This window comes from Bacillus vallismortis (genome assembly GCF_004116955.1).
GTDB lineage: Bacteria > Bacillota > Bacilli > Bacillales > Bacillaceae > Bacillus > Bacillus vallismortis.
In genome coordinates this window covers 2,405,321-2,426,376 of the sequence record NZ_CP026362.1, presented here as the reverse complement: position 1 = coordinate 2,426,376, position 21,056 = coordinate 2,405,321, and the positions used below count along the sequence as shown (strand labels likewise).

At 46.2% G+C, this 21,056-nt stretch carries 19 protein-coding genes; 11 read left to right on the top strand and 8 right to left on the bottom strand.

From position 1 onward, the window contains the following. Positions 1-15 precede the first annotated feature (15 nt). A complete protein-coding gene (gene serC / locus BV11031_RS13060; protein WP_010329251.1) occupies positions 16-1,095 on the bottom strand; it encodes a phosphoserine transaminase in 1,080 nt (359 codons plus the stop codon). A gap of 146 nt (positions 1,096-1,241) precedes the next feature. Next, positions 1,242-1,679 carry an HIT family protein gene (locus BV11031_RS13055; protein WP_010329252.1) on the bottom strand — a complete coding sequence of 146 codons (438 nt, stop codon included), beginning with the start codon at positions 1,677-1,679 and terminating at the stop codon, positions 1,242-1,244. Between the two features lie 484 nt (positions 1,680-2,163). Between BV11031_RS13055 and ecsA the strand changes: the two genes are divergently transcribed. The 3 genes from ecsA to BV11031_RS13040 are packed head-to-tail and all read left to right on the top strand — an operon-like array spanning position 2,164 to position 4,857. Next, positions 2,164-2,907, top strand: coding sequence for an ABC transporter ATP-binding protein EcsA (ecsA, locus tag BV11031_RS13050; protein ID WP_010329253.1), 744 nt, complete (start codon positions 2,164-2,166; stop codon positions 2,905-2,907). Next, on the top strand, positions 2,900-4,126 hold the full coding sequence (locus BV11031_RS13045) for an ABC transporter permease (protein ID WP_010329254.1): 1,227 nt from the start codon (positions 2,900-2,902) through the stop codon (positions 4,124-4,126). The genes ecsA and BV11031_RS13045 overlap by 8 nt, the downstream gene beginning before the upstream one ends. A 20-nt stretch (positions 4,127-4,146) precedes the next feature. Beyond that, on the top strand, positions 4,147-4,857 hold the full coding sequence (locus tag BV11031_RS13040) for an EcsC family protein (RefSeq protein ID WP_010329255.1): 711 nt from the start codon (positions 4,147-4,149) through the stop codon (positions 4,855-4,857). Positions 4,858-4,874: 17 nt separating this feature from the next. On the opposite strand, the gene BV11031_RS13035 is transcribed toward BV11031_RS13040, so the two are convergent. The 4 genes from BV11031_RS13035 to hmoB all read right to left on the bottom strand — a co-directional run bounded on the left by BV11031_RS13035 (position 4,875) and on the right by hmoB (position 8,456). After that, on the bottom strand, positions 4,875-6,065 hold the full coding sequence (locus BV11031_RS13035) for a M20 family metallopeptidase (RefSeq protein WP_010329256.1): 1,191 nt from the start codon (positions 6,063-6,065) through the stop codon (positions 4,875-4,877). Between the two features lie 67 nt (positions 6,066-6,132). Continuing rightward, on the bottom strand, positions 6,133-7,524 hold the full coding sequence (locus BV11031_RS13030) for a hypothetical protein (RefSeq protein ID WP_082246325.1): 1,392 nt from the start codon (positions 7,522-7,524) through the stop codon (positions 6,133-6,135). A gap of 67 nt (positions 7,525-7,591) precedes the next feature. Next, positions 7,592-7,912 carry a hypothetical protein gene (locus BV11031_RS13025; RefSeq protein ID WP_010329258.1) on the bottom strand — a complete coding sequence of 107 codons (321 nt, stop codon included), beginning with the start codon at positions 7,910-7,912 and terminating at the stop codon, positions 7,592-7,594. A 43-nt stretch (positions 7,913-7,955) separates the two neighbouring features. Then, on the bottom strand, positions 7,956-8,456 hold the full coding sequence (hmoB, locus tag BV11031_RS13020) for a heme-degrading oxygenase HmoB (RefSeq protein WP_010329259.1): 501 nt from the start codon (positions 8,454-8,456) through the stop codon (positions 7,956-7,958). A 122-nt stretch (positions 8,457-8,578) separates the two neighbouring features. Between hmoB and BV11031_RS13015 the strand changes: the two genes are divergently transcribed. From BV11031_RS13015 to BV11031_RS12990, 6 genes are all read left to right on the top strand, one after another. After that, the gene (locus BV11031_RS13015) at positions 8,579-10,723 is read left to right on the top strand and encodes a transglycosylase domain-containing protein (RefSeq protein WP_010329260.1); all 2,145 of its coding nucleotides are present in this window, start codon (positions 8,579-8,581) and stop codon (positions 10,721-10,723) included. A gap of 126 nt (positions 10,724-10,849) precedes the next feature. Next, on the top strand, positions 10,850-11,911 hold the full coding sequence (gene hemE, locus BV11031_RS13010; protein ID WP_010329261.1) for a uroporphyrinogen decarboxylase: 1,062 nt from the start codon (positions 10,850-10,852) through the stop codon (positions 11,909-11,911). Between the two features lie 72 nt (positions 11,912-11,983). Continuing rightward, a complete protein-coding gene (hemH, locus tag BV11031_RS13005; RefSeq protein ID WP_010329262.1) occupies positions 11,984-12,916 on the top strand; it encodes a ferrochelatase in 933 nt (310 codons plus the stop codon). A 14-nt stretch (positions 12,917-12,930) separates the two neighbouring features. Next, positions 12,931-14,343, top strand: coding sequence for a protoporphyrinogen oxidase (hemY, locus tag BV11031_RS13000; protein WP_010329263.1), 1,413 nt, complete (start codon positions 12,931-12,933; stop codon positions 14,341-14,343). A gap of 145 nt (positions 14,344-14,488) precedes the next feature. Then, positions 14,489-15,064 (top strand): TetR/AcrR family transcriptional regulator, encoded by a 576-nt coding sequence (locus BV11031_RS12995; RefSeq protein WP_010329264.1) that lies wholly within the window; start codon positions 14,489-14,491, stop codon positions 15,062-15,064. Between the two features lie 70 nt (positions 15,065-15,134). Then, a complete protein-coding gene (locus tag BV11031_RS12990; RefSeq protein WP_010329265.1) occupies positions 15,135-17,462 on the top strand; it encodes a YhgE/Pip family protein in 2,328 nt (775 codons plus the stop codon). A gap of 247 nt (positions 17,463-17,709) precedes the next feature. On the opposite strand, the gene fabHB is transcribed toward BV11031_RS12990, so the two are convergent. Then, entirely contained in the window at positions 17,710-18,687 is a 978-nt protein-coding gene (gene fabHB / locus BV11031_RS12985) for a beta-ketoacyl-ACP synthase III FabHB (RefSeq protein WP_010329266.1), read from the bottom strand. A 130-nt stretch (positions 18,688-18,817) separates the two neighbouring features. On the opposite strand from fabHB, the gene BV11031_RS12980 reads away from it, so the two are divergent. Further along, complete coding sequence (locus tag BV11031_RS12980) at positions 18,818-19,594, top strand: YhfC family intramembrane metalloprotease (protein WP_010329267.1); 777 nt, start codon at positions 18,818-18,820, stop codon at positions 19,592-19,594. A gap of 83 nt (positions 19,595-19,677) precedes the next feature. Here BV11031_RS12980 and BV11031_RS12975 read toward each other — a convergent pair whose 3' ends face one another. Further along, the gene (locus tag BV11031_RS12975; protein ID WP_026014476.1) at positions 19,678-19,869 is read right to left on the bottom strand and encodes a hypothetical protein; all 192 of its coding nucleotides are present in this window, start codon (positions 19,867-19,869) and stop codon (positions 19,678-19,680) included. A 138-nt stretch (positions 19,870-20,007) separates the two neighbouring features. Between BV11031_RS12975 and BV11031_RS12970 the strand changes: the two genes are divergently transcribed. After that, positions 20,008-21,048, top strand: coding sequence for a M42 family metallopeptidase (locus tag BV11031_RS12970; protein ID WP_010329269.1), 1,041 nt, complete (start codon positions 20,008-20,010; stop codon positions 21,046-21,048). Positions 21,049-21,056 lie beyond the last annotated feature (8 nt).

The window sequence follows — 21,056 nt, the reverse complement described above, 5'->3', positions numbered from 1 at the left end:
GCATAGCCAGACCTTTTACTCATTTTCCTGCTGGAATTTCTTCATGAACGCAGCTAATTTTTCACAGTCTTCTAGGGACACAGCATTATAAATGGAAGCGCGGCAGCCTCCTACTGAACGGTGTCCGCCGAGGCCGATCATTTTTGCTTCTTTTGCTTCCTGAACGAAAGTTTTCGTTAATTCGTCTTTACGAAGCGTGAAGGTAACATTCATGCGTGAGCGGCTGTCCTTTCTGGCATGCCCTTTATAGAATCCGTTGCTTTCATCAATACAGCTGTAGAGAACCTGCGCTTTTTGTTCATTACGCTGTTCAGCAGCTTCTACACCGCCGTTTTCTTTCAGCCATTCCAAAACAAGGCTCAGCATGTAAATCGCAAATGTCGGCGGCGTGTTGTAAAGTGAATCCGCTTTGACATGCGTTGAATACGTCAGGATTTTTGGAACGTTCGCATTTTCTTTTTCTAGCCACGTTTTTTTCATGATGACAACAGTCACACCGGAAGGGCCAAGGTTCTTTTGGGCGCCTCCGTAGATCACGTCAAACTTGGACACGTCGATTTTTCTGCTTAGAATATCGCTGGACATGTCGGCGACGAGCGGGATTGGGGAATTCGGGAAATCCTGCCACTGTGTGCCGAAAATCGTATTGTTGGACGTGATATGTACATACGCGCCGTCTTTTATATCTGTAAGGTCAACTTCAGGAATAAAGCTGTAATTGTCTGCTTCACTTGTAGCTGTCACAGAGGTGTTCCCAAACAGCTTTGCTTCAGCGAGGGCTTTTTCGGACCAAGCCCCGGTCATCACAAAATGCGCGGTTTTTTCAGGTGTTAAAAAGTTCATCGGAAGCATTGAGAATTGAAGGCTTGCCCCGCCTTGAAGAAACAAAATATCGTAATCTTCCGGGATGCCCATCAGTTCGATTAAAAGGCTTTTCGCTTTTTGGTGCACCGCTTCATACTCTTTGCTGCGGTGGGAAAGCTCCATAACAGACATGCCGGAGTTGTTAAAATCAATAAATTCGTTCTGTGCTTTTTGCAGAACTTCCAATGGCAGCGCTGCAGGACCTGCGTTAAAATTCGTTGTACGTTCCATCATGATCCTCTCCCTGTTTTCCACGTTAATGTATAAAATAATACAATTATCCTATCACAAAAATTCAGTTTTTTGATAAAAAATTAGAATAATCAAAAGAAATTGACAGGTGTTTGCGAAATGTTCACAAATAAAATAACCTCATCTTATGATGAGGCCAGGCGTTTCGCGATAGAGGAAGAGATGCTCTGCAGATCCTCCGGTTTGTAGTCTTCAGCGTGTGTTTTCCAAACCGCTCCGAATCCGTCTCCTTTTCCGTAGCGCGGGATAATATGCATATGGTAATGGAAAACAGATTGTCCGGCTTTTTCGCCGTTATTATTCAGCGTATTTAAGCCGATCGGTTCGAATTCATCCCGAATAGCGCGGGCGATTTTCGGAACAGCGTGAAAATATTGTTTTGCTAATTCGTCGGTAAACTCATACACATTTTCAATATGTGTTTTTGGAATGACAAGCGTATGACCCTTAGTCACTTGGCTGATATCAAGAAAAGCCAGTACATGCTCATCTTCATACACCTTTGCGGACGGGATATCGCCGGCGATAATTTTACAAAAGATGCAATTCTCTTCACAATGCATGAGGGTTCCTCCTTATGAAATTGTTTCGTATGTATACACTCATCGTACCACAGAAATGCAGAAAATAGAAAACAGGATGAACGGCGAGCGTTCACCCTGAATGCAGAGGAAGAGCTTATGTGAAGAAAATGTGATATGCCTTTGGTAAGCACCTCATTTGTCGATAAAATGAAGACTTGTTAATGCTTAACGATTCCTGCGATAAACACCTCATTTGACAATTTGCTTCATAGAAGAATTCATCAAGTTCAGTGAAGAGAAATGGTTTGAGCATTGGACATGTTTATTTTCTATCCAACTGTATCTAAGACGTCTTTGACAAACACCTCATTTTTCAGTTGATATGCTTTTCCTCTACAACTATTATCATGTCCAGAAACCTGTCTCTTTATGACAGCAAATTCACGATTTGTAAAAAGGGAATTGTTTCAAATCAGGCTTTGTTTTTGGTACTATGAAGAAAAACAATATAAGGGGAGAAATTATGTCTCTGCTATCGGTAAAAGACTTAACCGGCGGATATACAAGAAATCCGGTTTTGAAACGTGTATCATTTACCCTTGAACCAAATCAAATTGTCGGCTTAATCGGGCTGAACGGTGCTGGCAAAAGTACAACAATCAGACATATCATCGGGCTGATGGACCCGCATAAAGGATCAATCGAATTAAATGGGAAAACCTTTGCTGAGGATCCGGAAGGCTACCGTTCACAATTCACTTATATACCTGAAACACCCGTTTTATATGAAGAGCTGACGCTAATGGAACATCTTGAATTAACAGCCATGGCATACGGTATCTCAAAAGAAACAATGGAGAAAAGGCTGCCGCCGCTTTTAAAGGAATTCCGAATGGAAAAGAGGCTGAAGTGGTTCCCGGCTCATTTCTCTAAAGGAATGAAGCAGAAGGTGATGATCATGTGCGCATTTTTGGCAGAGCCTGCGCTCTACATCATCGATGAGCCTTTTCTAGGGCTTGATCCGCTTGCGATAAACGCGCTGCTTGAGCGGATGAATGAAGCGAAAAAAAGCGGGGCAAGCGTCCTGATGTCAACACATATTTTGGCAACGGCTGAGCGCTATTGCGATTCGTTTATTATTTTACATAACGGCGAGGTGCGGGCGCGCGGCACGCTGTCCGAACTGAGAGAGCAGTTTGGAATGAAGGACGCGGCGCTGGACGATTTGTACCTTGAGCTTACGAAGGAAGACGCTGGCCATGAATAATATGCTAGATATTTGGCAGTCGCGGCTGCAGGAGCATATGAAAGAAACAAGGATGTATATGAAATATATGCTCAATGATCACTTGGTCATTGTTTTGATCTTTTTTCTAGCTGGCGCCGCAAGCTGGTACAGCAAATGGATACGGGACATTCCTGCTCAATTCCCGTCCTTCTGGGTGCTGGCCGTGCTGTTTTCGCTCGTGTTGACGAGCTCTTATGTACGGACGCTTTTAAAGGAGGCTGACCTTGTCTTCTTATTGCCGCTGGAATCCAAAATGGAGCCTTACTTGAAGCAGGCGTTTGTTTATAGTTATGTGTCTCAGCTGTTTCCGCTGATTGCACTGAGCATCGTTGCGATGCCGCTTTATTTCGCTGTCGCACCGGGGGCTTCGCTCGCATCGTATGCGGCAGTCTTCGTCCAGCTTTTGCTGCTGAAAGCGTGGAATCAGGTGATGGAATGGCGTGCGACCTTCCAAAATGACCGAGGCATGAAACGGATGGATGTCATCATTCGCTTTGCGGCGAATACACTTGTTCTTTATTTCGTTTTCCAGTCTGTTTATATGTATGCGCTTGTGGTTTATGTCATTATGGCAGCTCTATATCTGTATATGTCTTCGGCAGCAAAACAGAAAACGTTTAAATGGGAGAGCCATATTGAGTCCGAATTGAAACGGAAACAGCGATTCTATCGGATTGCCAACCTGTTCACTGATGTGCCGCATTTACGAAAGCAAGCGAAACGCAGGGCGTATCTCGACTTTTTGCTGCGTCTCGTGCCGTTTGAACAGCGCAAAACGTTTGCCTACATGTTCACCCGCGCTTTTTTGCGTTCAAGTGATTATTTGGGCATCCTCGTCAGATTGACGGTCATTTTCGCGCTGATCATTATGTATGTATCGGCAAGCCCGCTCATAGCAGGTGTTCTGATTGTGTTTGCCATTTTCATTACGGGTGTTCAGCTTCTGCCGCTGTTCGGCCATTTTGACCATTTGGCGCTTCAAGAGCTTTACCCTGTGAAAAAAGAAACGAAGCGGAAAAGCTATTTCTCTTTATTGAAAACAGCACTTAGCGTACAAGCGCTGCTAATGTCTGCGGCTTCTGCCTACGCTGCCGGCTTGACAGGTTTTCTGTACGCGCTGATCGGTTCTGCCATCCTGATCTTTGTTATCCTGCCGTCTTATATGACAACTAGACTGAAAAAACATGGAAAGCTGTGAGTATAAAAAGGGGTAGTCGAATGACAGACAATCAGCTTCTGATCCAGGAAGCCCTTCAATGGAAAATGCATTTTTTGCGTAAGGATTCCATGTTTGAGCGCTTTTCGAAGCGTATACAAACGAAGGTGAATGAGCGGATTCCTGAAAAAATCCATACGGTCGTTACCGAGAGTGTGAAAAAAATGGTAGAAGCGACGATGGCCGGCTCCAATATCATTACCTATAAGAAGGATACAAGCGCACTTTCGCTCAGTGAAAAAAATGAACTGGCGAAAAAAACGATTGCTTCCTATCAAAAAGTGGCGGCTGCTGAGGGGGTCGGCACCGGTGCGGGCGGTATTTTTTTAGGGATGGCCGATTTTCCGCTGCTGCTTTCTATTAAGATGAAGTGTTTATTTACCTTATCCTCCATTTACGGCTTTGATGTGAAGGATGCACAGGAAAGAATGTTTTTGCTTCTTGTGTTTCAGCTTGCGTTTTCGAGTGATGACTGCCGCAAATCGCTGTTTGCTGTCATCGACAATTGGGAGACGGAGAAAAAAAGTATCGACTGGAGAGTGTTTCAGCAGGAATATCGCGATTATATCGACGTCATAAAGCTTTTGCAGCTTTTGCCCGGAGTAGGTGCGGCAGTCGGCGGAATTGCCAATTATAAGCTGCTTTCTCAGCTTGGGGAGACGGCAAGACACGTTTTTCATCTGAGAATGATAAAGGAAACAGCCGGAGACTAAACAAGCCGGCTGTTTTTTTATAGCTTATAATAGGTGATCGCGGCACCTGCAAGCACCTTTGCTGCTGTTAGCATTGCTTTTTCATTGATATCGAAATTCGGATGATGATGGGAATAGACGCGCTCCGGCTGTTCAGGGGCGGCTCCTGTAAAGAAAAAAGTCCCTTTGACGTTTTGTAAGTAATAAGCAAAATCCTCACCACCCATTTGCGGTTCACCGTCAATGACCTGCTGAACGCCCTCTATGTTTTTGGCGATGTTGGCTAGGTGGCTCGTTTCGGCAGGATGGTTCACAACTGCCGGATAGCCTCGTTCATAATTGTACTCATAGGACGCGCCGTGCATGCTGCACACCCCTTTAACAACGGCTTCAATTTCTTTCTCCAGCATGCTGCGGACATTGTCGTCAAACGAACGCGCTGTGCCGATGAGTGTTGCTTGGTCTGCGATAACATTAAACGGATTGTCGGCGATGAAAGAGCCAACCGAAATGACGGCGGACTGAATCGGATTGACTTTGCGGCTGACAATGTGCTGCAAAGAGGAAACAATCTGCGAGCCGATCAGGACGGCGTCTTTTGTATCTTGCGGGTGAGCGCCATGGCCGCCCTTCCCATAAATGTTGATCGTAAATCGGTCTGCCGCCGCCATCACGGCGCCGGGGCGGCAGAGAATGGTTCCGAGCTTCTCAGTCGCCCAAAGATGCGTGCCGAATATCACATCCGCGTTGTCGAGACAGCCGTCATCAATCATTGGCTTTGCGCCTCCCGGATGATATTCTTCCGCATGCTGGTGGATCATCACAAATGTTCCCTTCAGCTCATGCCTATTTTGGTGAAGGACCTTCGCCACTGCGAGAAGAGCCGCCGTATGGCCGTCATGGCCGCATGCATGCATGACACCTGGCACTTTGGAGGCGTAAGGAACATCTTTTTCATCTTGAATGGGAAGGGCGTCAAAGTCGGCCCGCAACGCCACGGTAGGGCCGGGTTCGCTTCCTTCTACATATGCCAAAACCCCTCTGCCGCCAACGTTCGTACGGATCGGGACTCCTAATGATTCATAATAGGACGCAATAAATGCGGCGGTTTTTTCTTCTTGAAACGAGAGCTCAGGATACATATGAAAATGGCGCCTGATCTCGACCATTTCTTCAAAACAGCCGTCGAGCTGTTTGTTTATTTCTTTCTGCAGTGTGGATATAGACAAAACCGCTTCCCCCTTTTTCTGCTTTTCCATGATTGTATAGAAAAAGTCTGAATATTTCAACTTGGTTTCAAAGCAATGCAATGGCTGCGATGGTTGTCACTGAAAGGCCAATTGCGACGGGAATGAAGTTTTTTCTGGCAAGCTCAAAAGGATCAACTTTGCAAATGGCCGCGGCGGGAATCAGCGCCCATGGGACCAGTGTTCCGCCGCCCACCCAGATGGCAGATATTTGTCCGAGTGCTGTCAGAATGGCTGGATCAGCATGAAGAGCGGACGAAAAGAGGCTGGCGATAGAGCCGGCTAGAGAAATGCCTGAAAACCCTGATCCGTCGAGACCGGTTATTGCTCCAACGGCAGTTAAAGCAACAGCGGCAAGCTCCTTTGACATAGGCATCATGTGGGACAAAGCATAACCGAGATCATTGACAATACCGTGGGAACTTGTAGGGAGTGCAGTGCCCAGTATGCTTTCAAAGCCTGAGTCGCCAAGGTAAAAGAAAGCGGCAATCGGAATGACGGGACCGAAAACCTTAAAGCCGAACTGGAACCCATCAATAAAATAACCGGTGATTTTTTCAAGCCCTTGTTGTTTATACACGAGAAAATGGACGGTCAGGAGGATGCAGATCGCAGTCCCGCCGATTAACGCGGTCGCCTCATTTCCCTGCAAGTCAACCAGAAGCATGCAGGCGATATCGCCAAGAAAGACAAGCGGAATCAAAAAAGCCAATATGGACCGCAGACGTTTTGGCAAGTACATCGAGGTGTCTTGTTCTTCGGAACGTCCGGGGGAAATAGAAGTCGGACCCAGCTGTTTTTTGCGTTCGCGCTGAATCATGATAAAAGCTGCAGTTGTAGTGGTCACGCCCATAATCAGCACAAGGGGAATACTCGCTGAGATGACATCACCGACTGGAATGCCTGCCGCATCGGCTGTCAGCTTCGGTGCCGCCTGAATGACAAAGTCTCCGGACAGAGCAAAACCGTGCCCGAATAAATTTATGGCCATGGCGGCGGCGATTGGCGGCAACCCGGCACGGGCTGCCGCCGGGAGCAGGACGGCGCCGATTAAAGCGACACCCGGAGAGGGCCAGAAGAAGAGAGAAATGGTGAACATTAGGCTGCCAATCAGCCAGTAGGCTGTTACAGGTCCTTTCACAAGGCTTGCAAAAGGGGAGATCATCGCTTTATTTATCCCTGTTTTTGTTAACAAATCACTCATCGAGACGATAAAACAAATGATGAAAATCGTGGGCAGCAGTTCACCGGCCGCGTAGATAAGGCTATGGAATAAACTGCTGACAGAAGCTGAAAGTGAATGGCTGGACCATAGCGATATCATAAATATGCCGAATAAGGAAATAAAGGTCGTATCTTTCCGCAGCAGCATAAATAGGATAATCGCCCCGATAAAAATCACATAAAGAACGTGGACAGGCAAAATCCCGACTTCCATCATTGATCACTCCTTCCGCTTCCTACAGATTATTCATAGGCGGGCGGAAGGTGCGGGACAGAAGGCGGGGTTATGAGGGGAGATCATGAACATTGATTTGTTTGAGCTGCTCAAGCAACTGCTGTTTTAACACTCTATTCGCTTTTTGCTGATGCTTCGGAAAGCTATCAGGAGAAAAAATTACGGCGCCATCAGCAAGCCAATTCTTTCTGTAGGCGATGATGCTTTCCGATGGCTCTAAATAGGAACCATCCTCCCGCTGCATCTCATAATCGTCAAATCCGAACTGGAAACCGCAGCATGGGCAAATTTCATAAGAATGATGCCCTTGCTTATCATATGCCGGTTCAGTCAGTCCATGAAAGCCGCAGACTGGGCAAGTATAGTTCATTTTGCTTTCCTCCCAATAAAAAAGCTGCCGGACATGCCGGCAGCTATTCGACAGCGAAATATGTGGTGACATACGAAGGCCGGGAGAAGATCGACGTTGTGTCAATACCGGCAGACGTGCCGCGTTTTTTGTGGGCTTCTTTGTATGAGCCTGACTGTTGCCAGTCCTGAAAGGCTCTTTCTGTTTCCCACAAGGTCAGAATGACGTACGTATCACTGTCAAGCGGACGGAGCACACGAATTGCTTCAAAACCGGGCTCATTTTCGACTTTTCCCGCTCTGTTTTTAAATCTGTTTTCAAACAGCGGACGCCCTTCCTGAGTGACAGCAATATTGTTCAAGACGGCAAAACCCGGGTTTTTCATCTCGCCGGCTTTGTCAATCACTTCATAAGCATGGGGAGCCTGAAAAACGGTATCTCCGTTTGTTTCGTGGATCAAAATCGCGTTTTCCTGCCCCTGCATCAAAAGGATATGTTCCGAGGGATGATTCTTTACGATCGTTTTTAAAAAATCGGCTGTCCCATATGTAATATATACCTTCATACAAGCCACCTCCTGCTTGCTAGTATATCAAAACAATGGTATAAGTTTCTATTGGCGAGTGCTTTGAACATAATTCCAAACAATTTTTCCCATACTACCTTTTAGAAAGGCGAGGTGAGTTCATGTTTAAGGTGAAGAAAAAGAAACTATTTATACCCATGATTATTTTAGTGTTAACTGCTTTTCTCGCTTTAATAGGATATATTTCAATTATTTTTCTCGGGCATTATGTTATAGATGAAAAGAAGCTGATTCTTCATGCCTCTTCAAAAATTGTCGATCAAGACGGAGTTGAGGTTGCCAGCCTGTATACAGAAAATCGTGAGCCGGTCTCGATCAATGAGATTCCGGAGCAGGTCAGAGAAGCGTTTATCGCTGTTGAGGATAAAAGGTTTTATGAGCATCACGGCATTGATGCGAAATCTGTCGGAAGGGCGGTGTACCGCGATATCCTAGCAGGCGGAAAGGTGGAAGGCGGAAGCACGATCACCCAGCAGCTTGCCAAAAATATTTTTCTGACACACGACAAAACGTTTTTAAGAAAAACAAAAGAAGTGATCATTGCGATCAATCTTGAACGGGATTACAGCAAGGACAAGCTGCTGGAAATGTATTTGAACCAGCTCTACTTCGGGCATGGGGTCTACGGCATACAAGCGGCGTCCCATTATTACTTCAATAAAGAAGTACAAGATTTAACTGTATCCGAAGGCGCGGTGTTGGCGGCTATTCCGAAGGCGCCTTCCACGTATTCTCCTGTTTTGCACCCTGATAAAAGCAAGGAGCGGCGTGATACAATTCTCGGCATGATGAATGACCAAGGCTACATCAGTGCGAAAGAGGCTGTCAGCGCGCAGGGCCGGACGCTCGGACTGAACGTGAAGAAACAGTCGGAAACCCCTTGGTTTGACAGCTATATTGATCTGGTGATTGAAGAAGCGGAGGACAAGTATTCGATTTCCGGAGAGCAGCTTCTTCAAGGCGGATACACGATCAAGGTGCCGCTTGATTCGAAGCTTCAGAAGACGGCTTATCAGGTGATGAAGCAGGGAAACTATTATCCCGGAACAGACCAGAATGCTGAAGGAAGCGCCGTCTTTATCAATAATAAGACAGGCGGTGTGGAAGCGGCGATCGGCGGAAGGGAATACACATCCAAAGGATATAACCGCGTCACAGCTGCACGCCAGCCGGGTTCCACATTTAAGCCGCTTGCGGTATACGGACCTGCGATGCAGGAAAAGAAATTCAAGCCATATTCTCTATTGAAGGATGAGCTGCAATCATACGGAGATTATACGCCGAAAAACTATGACAGCCGGTATGAGGGCGAAGTGACCATGTCTGACGCCATCACATACAGCAAAAACGCGCCGGCTGTCTGGACGCTGCATGAGATCGGAGTCGAAACGGGAAAATCTTATTTGAAAGCAAATGGCATCGATATCCCTGATGAAGGGCTTGCCCTTGCACTCGGCGGTTTGCAAAAAGGCGTTTCACCGCTCCAGCTTGCCGGTGCGTTTCATACGTTTGCCGCGAATGGAATGTATACTGAGCCGTATTTTATTTCCAGCATAGAGGATGAAGACGGAGAAACGATAGCTGACCATAAAGAAGAAGGAAAGCGGGTATTCAGCAAGCAGACCTCCTGGAATATGACGAGAATGCTGCAGCAGGTGGTCAAAGAGGGAACGGCTACGTCAGGAACTTATCACGGCGACCTGGCGGGGAAAACAGGTTCTACTTCTTATACAGGTGTCTCCGGCGCGACGAAGGATGCCTGGTTTGCCGGCTATACGCCGAAACGAACCGGGGCTGTCTGGATGGGCTATGACAAAACGGACCATGACCATTATTTAAAAGGCGGGAGCGCGTATCCGACGAGATTGTATAAAGATATTTTGACACAAGCTGGAGAAACCGGTGAAGTATTTACGAAGCCTAAAAACGTCAAAGAACTGGAAAGCCCGATTAAGCTGGAGCCTGTCAAAACATTGACAGCGGATTACACATTCAAAGCCGCGGGGCTGTTTACCATTGAATTAAAATGGGATGCGCAAAAGGATGATCGGACGGTATACAGAATTTATGTTAATAAGGATGGCGCGGAGACGCTTCTTGATTCAGTTGAAGGAAAGGGCAGCTATGAAATCCCTTATGCCAACTTGTTTTCAGGCGCTTCTTATAAAATTGTGCCTTATAATACACAGACAAAAAGAGAAGGGGAAGGAACCGATTACGTTCGGCCGAAATTGTTTTCCTCTTAATGGAATTGGAATTCGGCGATTTTTTGAACTTTGAGCCTCATTTCTATACCATTTGCCCAAAACGAGGTATAGTGTAATGGTCAAGAAACACGAACGTATGGTTGCAGGATGAAAGGTGGAAATCAGATGAGTAAACGAGAAACGTTTAACGAAACGTTTTTAAAAGCTGCACGGGGAGAAAAAGCGGACCACACGCCTGTATGGTATATGAGACAAGCAGGGCGCTCACAGCCTGAGTACCGTAAGCTGAAGGAAAAATACGGATTGTTCGAGATTACCCATCAGCCCGAACTTTGTGCATATGTCACAAGACTGCCGGTTGAGCAATACGGAGTCGATGCCGCAATCCTTTATAAGGATATCATGACGCCGCTGCCGTCAATCGGAGTGGATGTTGAAATCAAAAACGGGATCGGGCCTGTGATTGATCAGCCGATCCAGTCTCTGGCGGACATTGAAAAACTGGGCCAGATTGATCCGGAACAGGACGTGCCGTACGTGCTAGAGACGATTAAACTGCTTGTCAATGAGCAGCTGAACGTCCCGCTCATCGGTTTCTCAGGTGCGCCTTTTACGCTTGCCAGCTACATGATCGAAGGCGGTCCGTCGAAAAACTATAATAAAACAAAAGCCTTCATGTACAGCATGCCAGATGCATGGAACCTGTTGATGAATAAGCTCGCCGATATGGTCATCGTGTATGTGAAAGCGCAGATTAAGGCAGGCGCAAAAGCGATTCAAATCTTTGATTCGTGGGTCGGCGCGCTGAATCAAGCGGACTACAGAACATACATCAAACCCGTGATGAGCCGGATCTTTTCAGATCTTCGAGAGGAGAATGTGCCGCTGATCATGTTTGGTGTCGGCGCCAGCCATCTGGCAGGGGATTGGCATGACCTTCCTCTCGATGTTGTCGGGCTTGATTGGAGACTCGGCATTGATGAAGCCAGAGCAAAAGGCATCACGAAAACAGTGCAGGGCAATCTGGACCCGTCCATTTTGCTTGCGCCATGGGAAGTTATTGAGAAGAAAACGATGGAAATACTGGATCAAGGCATGAAATCGGACAGTTTCATTTTCAACCTTGGACACGGGGTATTTCCTGACGTCAGTCCTGAGGTTTTGAAAAAACTGACAGCATTTGTCCATAAATATTCACAAAACCAAAAAACGAGTCAATATTCCTAAGCGTATCTTTTGGTATCTGAATGATATCCTGTCAAAATGTTAGTAGCAGATTAATTAAAGAGGGTGTAAACAGTGAGTAGAAAGAAAATGGGGCTTCTCGTTATGGCGTACGGCACGCCTTATAAAGAAGAAGATATTGAACGTTATTATACACATATTAGAAGAGGCAGAAAGCCTGAACCTGAGATGCTTCAAGATTTGAAAGACAGATATGAAGCAATTGGCGGCATTTCACCGCTTGCCAAAATCACAGAAGAACAAGCGCATCAGCTTGAACAGCACTTAAATGAGATTCAGGACGAGATTACGTTTAAAGCGTATATCGGACTGAAGCATATCGAGCCGTTTATTGAAGATGCTGTGGCAGAGATGCATAAGGACGGCATAACAGAAGCGGTCAGCATCGTGCTGGCACCGCATTTCTCCACGTTCAGCGTGCAGTCCTACAACAAACGTGCCAAAGAAGAAGCTGAAAAACTTGGCGGCTTAACAATTATGTCTGTTGAAAGCTGGTACGATGAACCGAAGTTCGTGAAATACTGGGTTGACCAAGTGAAGGAAACATATGCCTCAATGCCTGAGAATGAAAAAGAAAACGCGATGCTTATCGTATCCGCGCACAGTCTGCCGGAAAAAATCAAAGAATTTGGAGACCCGTACCCGGATCAGCTTCATGAATCGGCGAAATTGATTGCTGAAGGCGCAGGCGTTTCCGAATATGCTGTCGGCTGGCAAAGCGAAGGGAACACGCCTGATCCTTGGCTCGGGCCTGATGTACAGGATTTAACACGTGATTTATTCGAACAAAAAGGATATCAGGCATTTGTGTATGTCCCTGTCGGATTTGTGGCAGACCATTTAGAAGTGCTATACGATAATGATTATGAATGCAAAGTGGTCACTGACGATATCGGCGCAAGCTACTACCGGCCGGAAATGCCGAATGCCAAGCCGGAATTTATTGATGCTTTAGCAACAGTTGTATTAAAAAAATTAGGACGTTAAAGAAGGCGATGAACATGAGTGACGGCAAAAAACATGTAGTCATCATCGGCGGCGGCATTACCGGTTTAGCCGCCGCCTTCTATATGGAAAAAGAAATCAAAGAAAAAGATCTGCCGATTGAGCTGACGCTTGTTGAGGCGAGTCCGAGAGTCGGCGGGAAAATCCAGACTGTCAACAAAGACGGCTATATCATCGAACGAGGGCCTGACTCATTTCTGGAACGAAAGAAAAGCGCTCCGCAGCTTGTCAAAGATCTAGGGCTTGAACATTTGCTTGTCAACAATGCAACCGGACAATCCTATGTGCTTGTAAACCGCACCCTGCATCCGATGCCGAAGGGCGCCGTGATGGGGATACCGACAAAAATCGCGCCGTTCGTTTCAACCGGCCTGTTTTCTGTGTCTGGGAAGGCAAGAGCCGCGATGGATTTCATCTTGCCCGCCAGCAAATCAAAAGACGACCAGTCATTGGGAGAATTTTTCCGCAGACGTGTTGGGGATGAAGTGGTAGAGAATTTAATTGAGCCGCTTCTATCAGGCATCTATGCAGGCGACATTGATAAGCTCAGCCTGATGTCGACATTCCCGCAATTTTACGAGACGGAACAAAAGCACAGAAGCTTGATTCTCGGCATGAAAAAAACACGTCCTCAGGGCTCCGGCCAGCAGCTGACGGCTAAAAAACAAGGGCAGTTTCAAACCCTGTCAACCGGTTTGCAGACCCTTGTCGAAGAGATCGAAAAGCAATTAAAGCTGACGAAGATAGTCAAAGGCACAAAAGTGATGAAGATCGGCCGCGGCGGCACTGGCTACTCGCTCGAGCTGGATAACGGCGTCACACTTGATGCTGAATCAGTGATTGTGACTGCTCCGCATAAAGCGGCTGCAGGAATGCTTTCAGAGCTTTCTTCTATTTCCAATTTGAAACATATGCACTCCACATCCGTGGCAAATGTCGCCTTGGGCTTCCCTGAAGGCGCCGTCCAAATGGAGCATGAGGGTACGGGCTTTGTGATTTCAAGAAACAGTGATTTCGCGATCACAGCCTGTACGTGGACGAACAAAAAATGGCCGCACGCAGCGCCGGAAGGCAAAACGCTGCTTCGGGCCTATGTGGGGAAAGCCGGGGACGAATCCATTGTTGATCTCTCGGATACCGACATTATCAACATTGTGTTAGAAGACTTAAAGAAAGTCATGAACATAAATGGGGAGCCGGAAATGACATGTGTCACCCGCTGGCATGAAAGCATGCCGCAGTACCATGTCGGCCATAAACAGCGCATCAAAGAGCTTCGCGAAGAACTGGCCACCGCATATCCGGGTGTCTATATGACAGGTGCTTCTTTTGAAGGTGTCGGAATACCAGACTGCATCGATCAAGGAAAAGCCGCCGTGTCTGACGCGCTCACCTATTTATTCAGCTAAAACCCTCCGCTGCGGCGGAGGGTTTTTTGGCGGGCGATGTCAATATTGTGTAAAAAATGATTGAATTGATCAGCGGGTTATGATACATTTGCATATGTACTTAATGACTAAAATGTTCAAATGGTCAGTTTCGAGGTGATAGACAATGTCAATAGATCGAAAAAAGCTCATTTTAGAGGCTGCCACAAAGTCTTTCACGCAGTTCGGTTATAAAGCGACGACAATGGACCTAGTGGCAAAGCTTGCGAATGTGGGGAAGGGAACCATTTATACCTTTTTCAAAAACAAAGAAGAGCTGTTTGACGAGATTTTCACAACTTTATTGAAGGAAATGAAGCAGAAAGCGGACGAAGCGATGGAGCCGGATCTTCCGTTCCATGAAAATGTGCACAGAGCGCTGTTTGCTATTCTTGAATTCAGGAAAACACATCAGCTGACGATCAAGATTTTCCAAGAAAACGCTGAAATTGGTACAATGGCCGTTCAGGATGTAATCCAAAAAATGGAGCGGGGTATTCTCTCTTATATGAAAGATAAGATAGAAAACGGGATCAAAAGCGGTGCAATCAAGCCATGCGACCCTGAGCTGACAGCTTTCGTGATGCTGAAGCTTTATATCGCACTCATTTTTGATTGGGAAAAACAACATCCCCCGCTTGATAAACAGACAATTGCGGAACTGCTTGAATTGTATGTTGTGAAAGGATTGTCAGCCAACTAGATAATCCTTTCTTTTTGTAAGAAAATGACCATTTTTTATGATGAGTCAGTTTTAGAATGGAGGCATCAGGATGAACACAATACGAAGTCAGTGGAAAGACATCGTAACGAGTAAAAAATTATTAATTCCCATCATTGCCATTTTGTTTGTCCCGCTTATTTACAGCGGTGTGTTCTTAAAGGCTTATTGGGACCCATACGGCACAGTTGACCAGCTCCCTGTCGTTGTCGTCAACCAAGACAAAGGGGCAACCTATGAAGGAGAAAAACTCCAAATTGGTGATGATCTGGTCGAAGAATTAAAGGACAATGACAACTTTGAATGGCATTTTTCCAGTGATCTCGACCAATCGTTAAAGGACTTATTAAATCAAAAATACTATTTGGTTGTCGAGATTCCCGAGGATTTCTCTAAGAATGCCAGCACGGTATTGGACAAAAATCCGAAAAAGCTGGATCTGAAATACCATACGAATGCCGGTTCGAACTATGTAGGGGCGACGATCGGTGAAAAAGCGATTGATAAACTAAAAGCCTCTGTTTCTAAAGAAGTGACCGAGCAATATACGAAAGTTATTTTTGATAACTTTAAAGATCTAGCAAAAGGTTTGAGCGACGCGAGCAGCGGCGCGAAAAAAATTGATGACGGCACGAAGGATGCGAAAAACGGAAGCGCCCAGCTGAAAGAAAATCTGGAGAAGCTGAAGGAAAGCACCGCTACCATCAGTGATAAAACGGCGCAGCTCGCAGATGGAGCGGCACAGGTGACAAGCGGCATCCAATCGCTTGACAGCTCGCTTGGAAAATTCCAGGACAGCAGCAATACGATTTATGAAAACTCAGGGAAGCTTGCGGCAGGATCAGGCGAGCTGACGGGCAAGATGAATGAACTGCTTGGCGGCCTTCAAAACGTGCAGCAAGGGTTGCCTAATCTCACAAACGGGCTGGATCAGCTCAACAGTAAAGTCCAAGAAGGTTCTGAGAAGGCAGCAAAAGCGGAAAAGATCATCAATGCGCTCGATTTAACGAAGCTTGAAACCGCAGTGAACAACCTGGAAAATTCAGAAACAGCGATGAAGGAATTCCATAAACAGCTGACCGACTTTGAAAACAGCTTGAAAAACCGTGATCAGGCATTTAAAAATCTCATCAACTCAAGCGATTTTTTAACAGCGGAACAGAAAAGCCAGCTGATCCATTCTGTTGAGAAACAGCTTCCGCAGGTGGATGCGCCTAATTTTGATCAAATCTTAAGCCAAATGCCTTCAACTGATCAGCTGCCGGACATCTCAGCGATGAAAAGCTCTCTGGAAGATGTGAAAACGCAGGTGGCGCAGCTGAAAGCTATGCCGGAAGCTACATCTAAGCTATATAACGGCGCAAAAGCGACTCAAGATGCGATTGACAAATTAACTGAGGGAGCTGAGAAGATACACACGGCTTCACAGCAGCTGACAGATGGCCAAAATAAACTGACAGCCGGTATTGGTGAATATAATAAGCAGTTTGCAAAAGCAAAAGCGGGTTCAGAGCAATTGGTGACAGGAAGCAGCCAAGTATCCGGCGGCTTGCTGAAACTATTAGACGGCTCTAAACAAGTCCAAAACGGATCATCAAAAATCGCAGACGGATCTGAATCTCTTGATACAGGTTTAGGCAAGCTGTTGGACGGCACAGGAGAGCTGTCTAGTAAACTGAAGGACGCGGCAGATCAAACAGGTGATATCGATGCTGACGATCAAACATACGGCATGTTTGCTGATCCGGTTAAAACCGATGACAACGCCATTCATTCCGTTCCTAACTACGGTACAGGGCTGACACCCTATATTCTGTCTATGGGCTTGTATGTCGGCGGCATCATGCTCACGGTGGTCTTCCCGCTGAAGGAAGCATCAGGACGTCCGAGAAACGGCTTTGAGTGGTTCTTCAGCAAATTTAATGTCATGATGCTCGTTGGAATCATTCAATCGGTCATTGTGGCGACGGTTCTTTTGCTCGGAATCGGCCTCGAGGTTGAGAGCACGTGGAGATTTTACGTGTTTACGATGATTACGAGTCTCGCATTCCTGGCAATGATTCAATTTTTGGCCACAACGATGGGTAATCCGGGGCGATTTATCGCAGTCATTATTTTAGTGCTGCAGCTGGGAGCGAGCGGAGGAACCTTCCCGTTAGAATTGCTTCCGAATTTCTATCAAGTCATTCACGGCGTATTGCCGATGACCTACAGCATTAACGGATTCAGAGCGGTCATTTCAAACGGGGATTTTGGCTACATGTGGCAGATGGCCGGCGTCTTAATCGGCATCGCCCTCGTTATGATTTTGCTGAGCATTACTTATTTTGTCATGTTAAGCCGGAAGGAAGAAACTTCAGAAGAACAGCCGGCTTCATAATGAAAAAGAACTTGTTTCCTCGAAACAAGTTCTTTCAGCGTGTCGACAAACCCTCGCATTCGTTGTCAGTCCTGCGCGTCGGTGCTCACGAATTCCAACATTCGCTGTGCTCCGATGCTCGTCCTTCCTAGACTTCAAGGGTTTTCAATCACGCTGAAAAGATGACAAAGACCTAAAACGAAAACCGTTTTAGGTCTTTGTCTACAATCTGAAAGAACTTGTTTCCTCGAAACAAGTTCTTTTTTTATTACATGCCCCATTTGACAAGTAATCCTGTATAGGTTAATCCGCCGCCAAATCCAAACAGCATCACGGTTTGATCTTTTTTCAGCTTACCGGCTTTCACTGCGAGATCAAGTGCCAAAACAATTGAAACAGAAGACGTGTTTCCGAAATATTCGACACTGGTGAGTGTTTTTTCGATCGGGAACGGTGTTTTTTCACAAATTGATTCGATCATGCGCAAGTTGGCGCTGTGAGGGACAAACCAATCCAGCTCGCCGCTTGTCAGACCTGCCTGCTGCAAAAGGCGTTCAAATTCGTGGGGAACGGTTCTCACTGCCCATTTATACACTTCACGGCCATTTTGGACCATTTTTCCGGAATCGGCAAGTGGAACTCCATTCAGTTCATTCCGCAGCCCGGCACGATACAAGATATCTCTGCCGTTCCCGCTTGTTCCTTGGACAGATGCAAGAAACCCAGACGTTTCTTCAACTCGTTCAACTAACAGCGCACCCGCCGCGTCGCCAAACAGTACGCATGTCGTTCGATCGGTATAACCTGTTACTTTTGATAGTGTTTCTCCGGCGATGACGAGAATTTTTTGATGAAGGCCGGATGTGATCAATCCATTAGCCAAATGAAGGCCGTATGTCAGCCCGGCGCACGTCGCATTAATATCCAGGGCGCCTGTGTGTTCCCAGCCGAAATATTCCTGCACGCGGCATGCCGTGCTCGGGAAGGCATAGTCAGATGTTGTTGTGGCAACGAGGATCATATCGACATTATCAAGTGTCCCTTCATAACGGCTCTTAAGATCCTTCACCGCTTCGATGCATAAATCAGAGGTGAACTGCTGCTCATCGGCTATTCGGCGTTCTCTCATTCCTGTGCGCTGAACAATCCATTCATCTGACGTGTCAACGATCTTTTCTAAGTCAGCATTGGTTAAGCGCCTGCTCGGTGCATAGGTGCCGATAGCTGTAATGTTTGCTTTTGACATATGAATCACTCCTTGTGATCAGATTATAACACTAGATATTAGTATCTGGTACTAAAAAAGGAGGATTTTCCGTAAAAAAAGAGAAAAAGTGAAATAAAGAATCTATAAATGAGAAAAAGGAGGCTGAACAATGGTCAGTCAAGATGCAGTAGTCTTTATGGCAGTATCGGGGGCTATTGCGTTTTTGTTGCCGATCGGACTGATCGTATGGTTTAAGCGTCAGTACGGCTCTTCGCTAAAGGTGTTTTTTATCGGCGCCCTCACGTTTTTTGTTTTTGCTCAGCTGTTGGAGGGCGGCGTTCATGTTTATGTGCTACAAGTGAATGAAGTGACAAAAGAAGCTATGCGAAATCCATTGTGGTATGGCATTTACGGTTGCTTGATGGCCGGAATCTTTGAGGAATGCGGAAGGTATATCATGATGCGTTTTTTGATGAAGCGCCATTATTTTTGGGCGGATGGACTGGCTTTCGGAGCAGGCCATGGCGGGCTTGAGGCCATACTGATAACAGGCTTGTCCTCTATCTCACTTATTGTCTATGCAGTTGCGATCAATAGCGGAACATTTGAACAGCTTTTCATCAATGATGATATCAAGCAGGCGCTTCTGCCGATTCAGGAACAGCTGCTGCATACGCCTTCGTATGAATGGCTGCTGGGCGGAATAGAAAGAATCAGTGCGATTGCTGTCCAAATCGGGTTGTCCCTGCTTGTCCTGTATGCGGTTAAAAGCCGCCGGCCGCAGTTTTTGCTGTTTTCTATCCTTTTCCATGCGCTCTTTAATGTACCGGCGGTTTTATACCAAAAAAGAATCATTGAACATGCCGCTGTTGTTGAAATCATTATTGCTCTTATAGCTGCCGTATCAGTCTATTGGATCGTGAAAGCAAAAAGGCTGTTTCAATAAAAAGTCCAAGCAGCAGCAAAGCCCGCTTGGAAAAATGCAGATAGAAATATACCTGAAGCATGGGTTAACAGAATATTTCTGATTCAGTCTTTACCAATGGCAGCAACAGTGTCTGTGTTTTTTACAAGAGAAACAATCGTGTTTCTTTTTCTTCTTCTCGCAAGGGTCATGGCATTCTTTCTTTTTCTTGCAATGGCCGTGGAAATCTTTATCGAACCACTCGTCAAAGAACCAAAACGCATCAAACCAATCGTGACAATGATGTTTCCGTTCATGTGAATGACGACAGCACATAGATATCCCTCCTATTCCCATGCTCTCTACAGCATATGAGAGATTCATAGGAAAAGATTGGACGGGTCCCTCAGGAAAAGAGTATATTTTAAATAAGAATCTAAAAGGAGGAATGCCCGATGACGTCCGTACGTAAAACGATGGAGCTCATTAAAGAACTCGTATCAATCCCAAGTCCCACAGGAAATACATATGAGGTGATCAATTATATTGAAAACCTTTTAAGAGAATGGAAGGTAGAAACGGTTCGGAATCATAAGGGCGGCTTAATTGCCACCCTTCCAGGCCGCGACACATCCCGGCACCGCATGCTGACGGCGCACGTTGACACGCTCGGCGCCATGGTGAAAGAAATTAAAGCTGACGGCCGGCTGGCAATCGATTTGATCGGCGGTTTCCGCTACAACTCGATTGAGGGGGAGTATTGCCAAATTGAGACCGCCTCGGGAAAAACGTATACAGGCACCATTTTAATGCATCAAACGTCTGTACACGTTTACAAGGATGCAGGAAAAGCTGAACGGAATCAAGAGAATATGGAGATCCGCCTGGATGAGCCTGTTCACTGCCGGAAAGATACAGAAGAGCTCGGCATTGGCGTGGGAGATTTTGTGTCGTTTGATCCCCGCGTCGAGATCACATCAAGCGGATTTATTAAATCGCGCCACTTGGATGACAAAGCGAGCGTTGCTTTATTGCTGCGCTTAATCCATCACATTCAAACAGAAGATATTGAGCTTCCGTATACAACTCATTTTCTGATTTCAAATAATGAAGAAATTGGGTACGGCGGCAACTCGAATATTCCTCCTGAAACAGTCGAATATTTGGCGGTTGACATGGGGGCTATCGGTGACGGACAGGCGACAGATGAATATACAGTATCCATCTGTGTGAAGGATGCGAGCGGGCCGTACCATTATCAGCTGAGAAAACATTTAGTCCATTTAGCCGAGAAGCATCATATCGACTATAAGCTTGATATTTATCCATACTATGGGTCGGATGCGTCAGCGGCGATTAAATCCGGGCATGATATTGTACATGGCCTGATCGGGCCGGGAATTGACGCCTCGCATGCGTTTGAACGCACTCATCAATCATCTCTTCGCCATACGGCCAAGCTTCTGTATTACTATGTACAGTCAGAAATGGTGTAAGGGGGAGG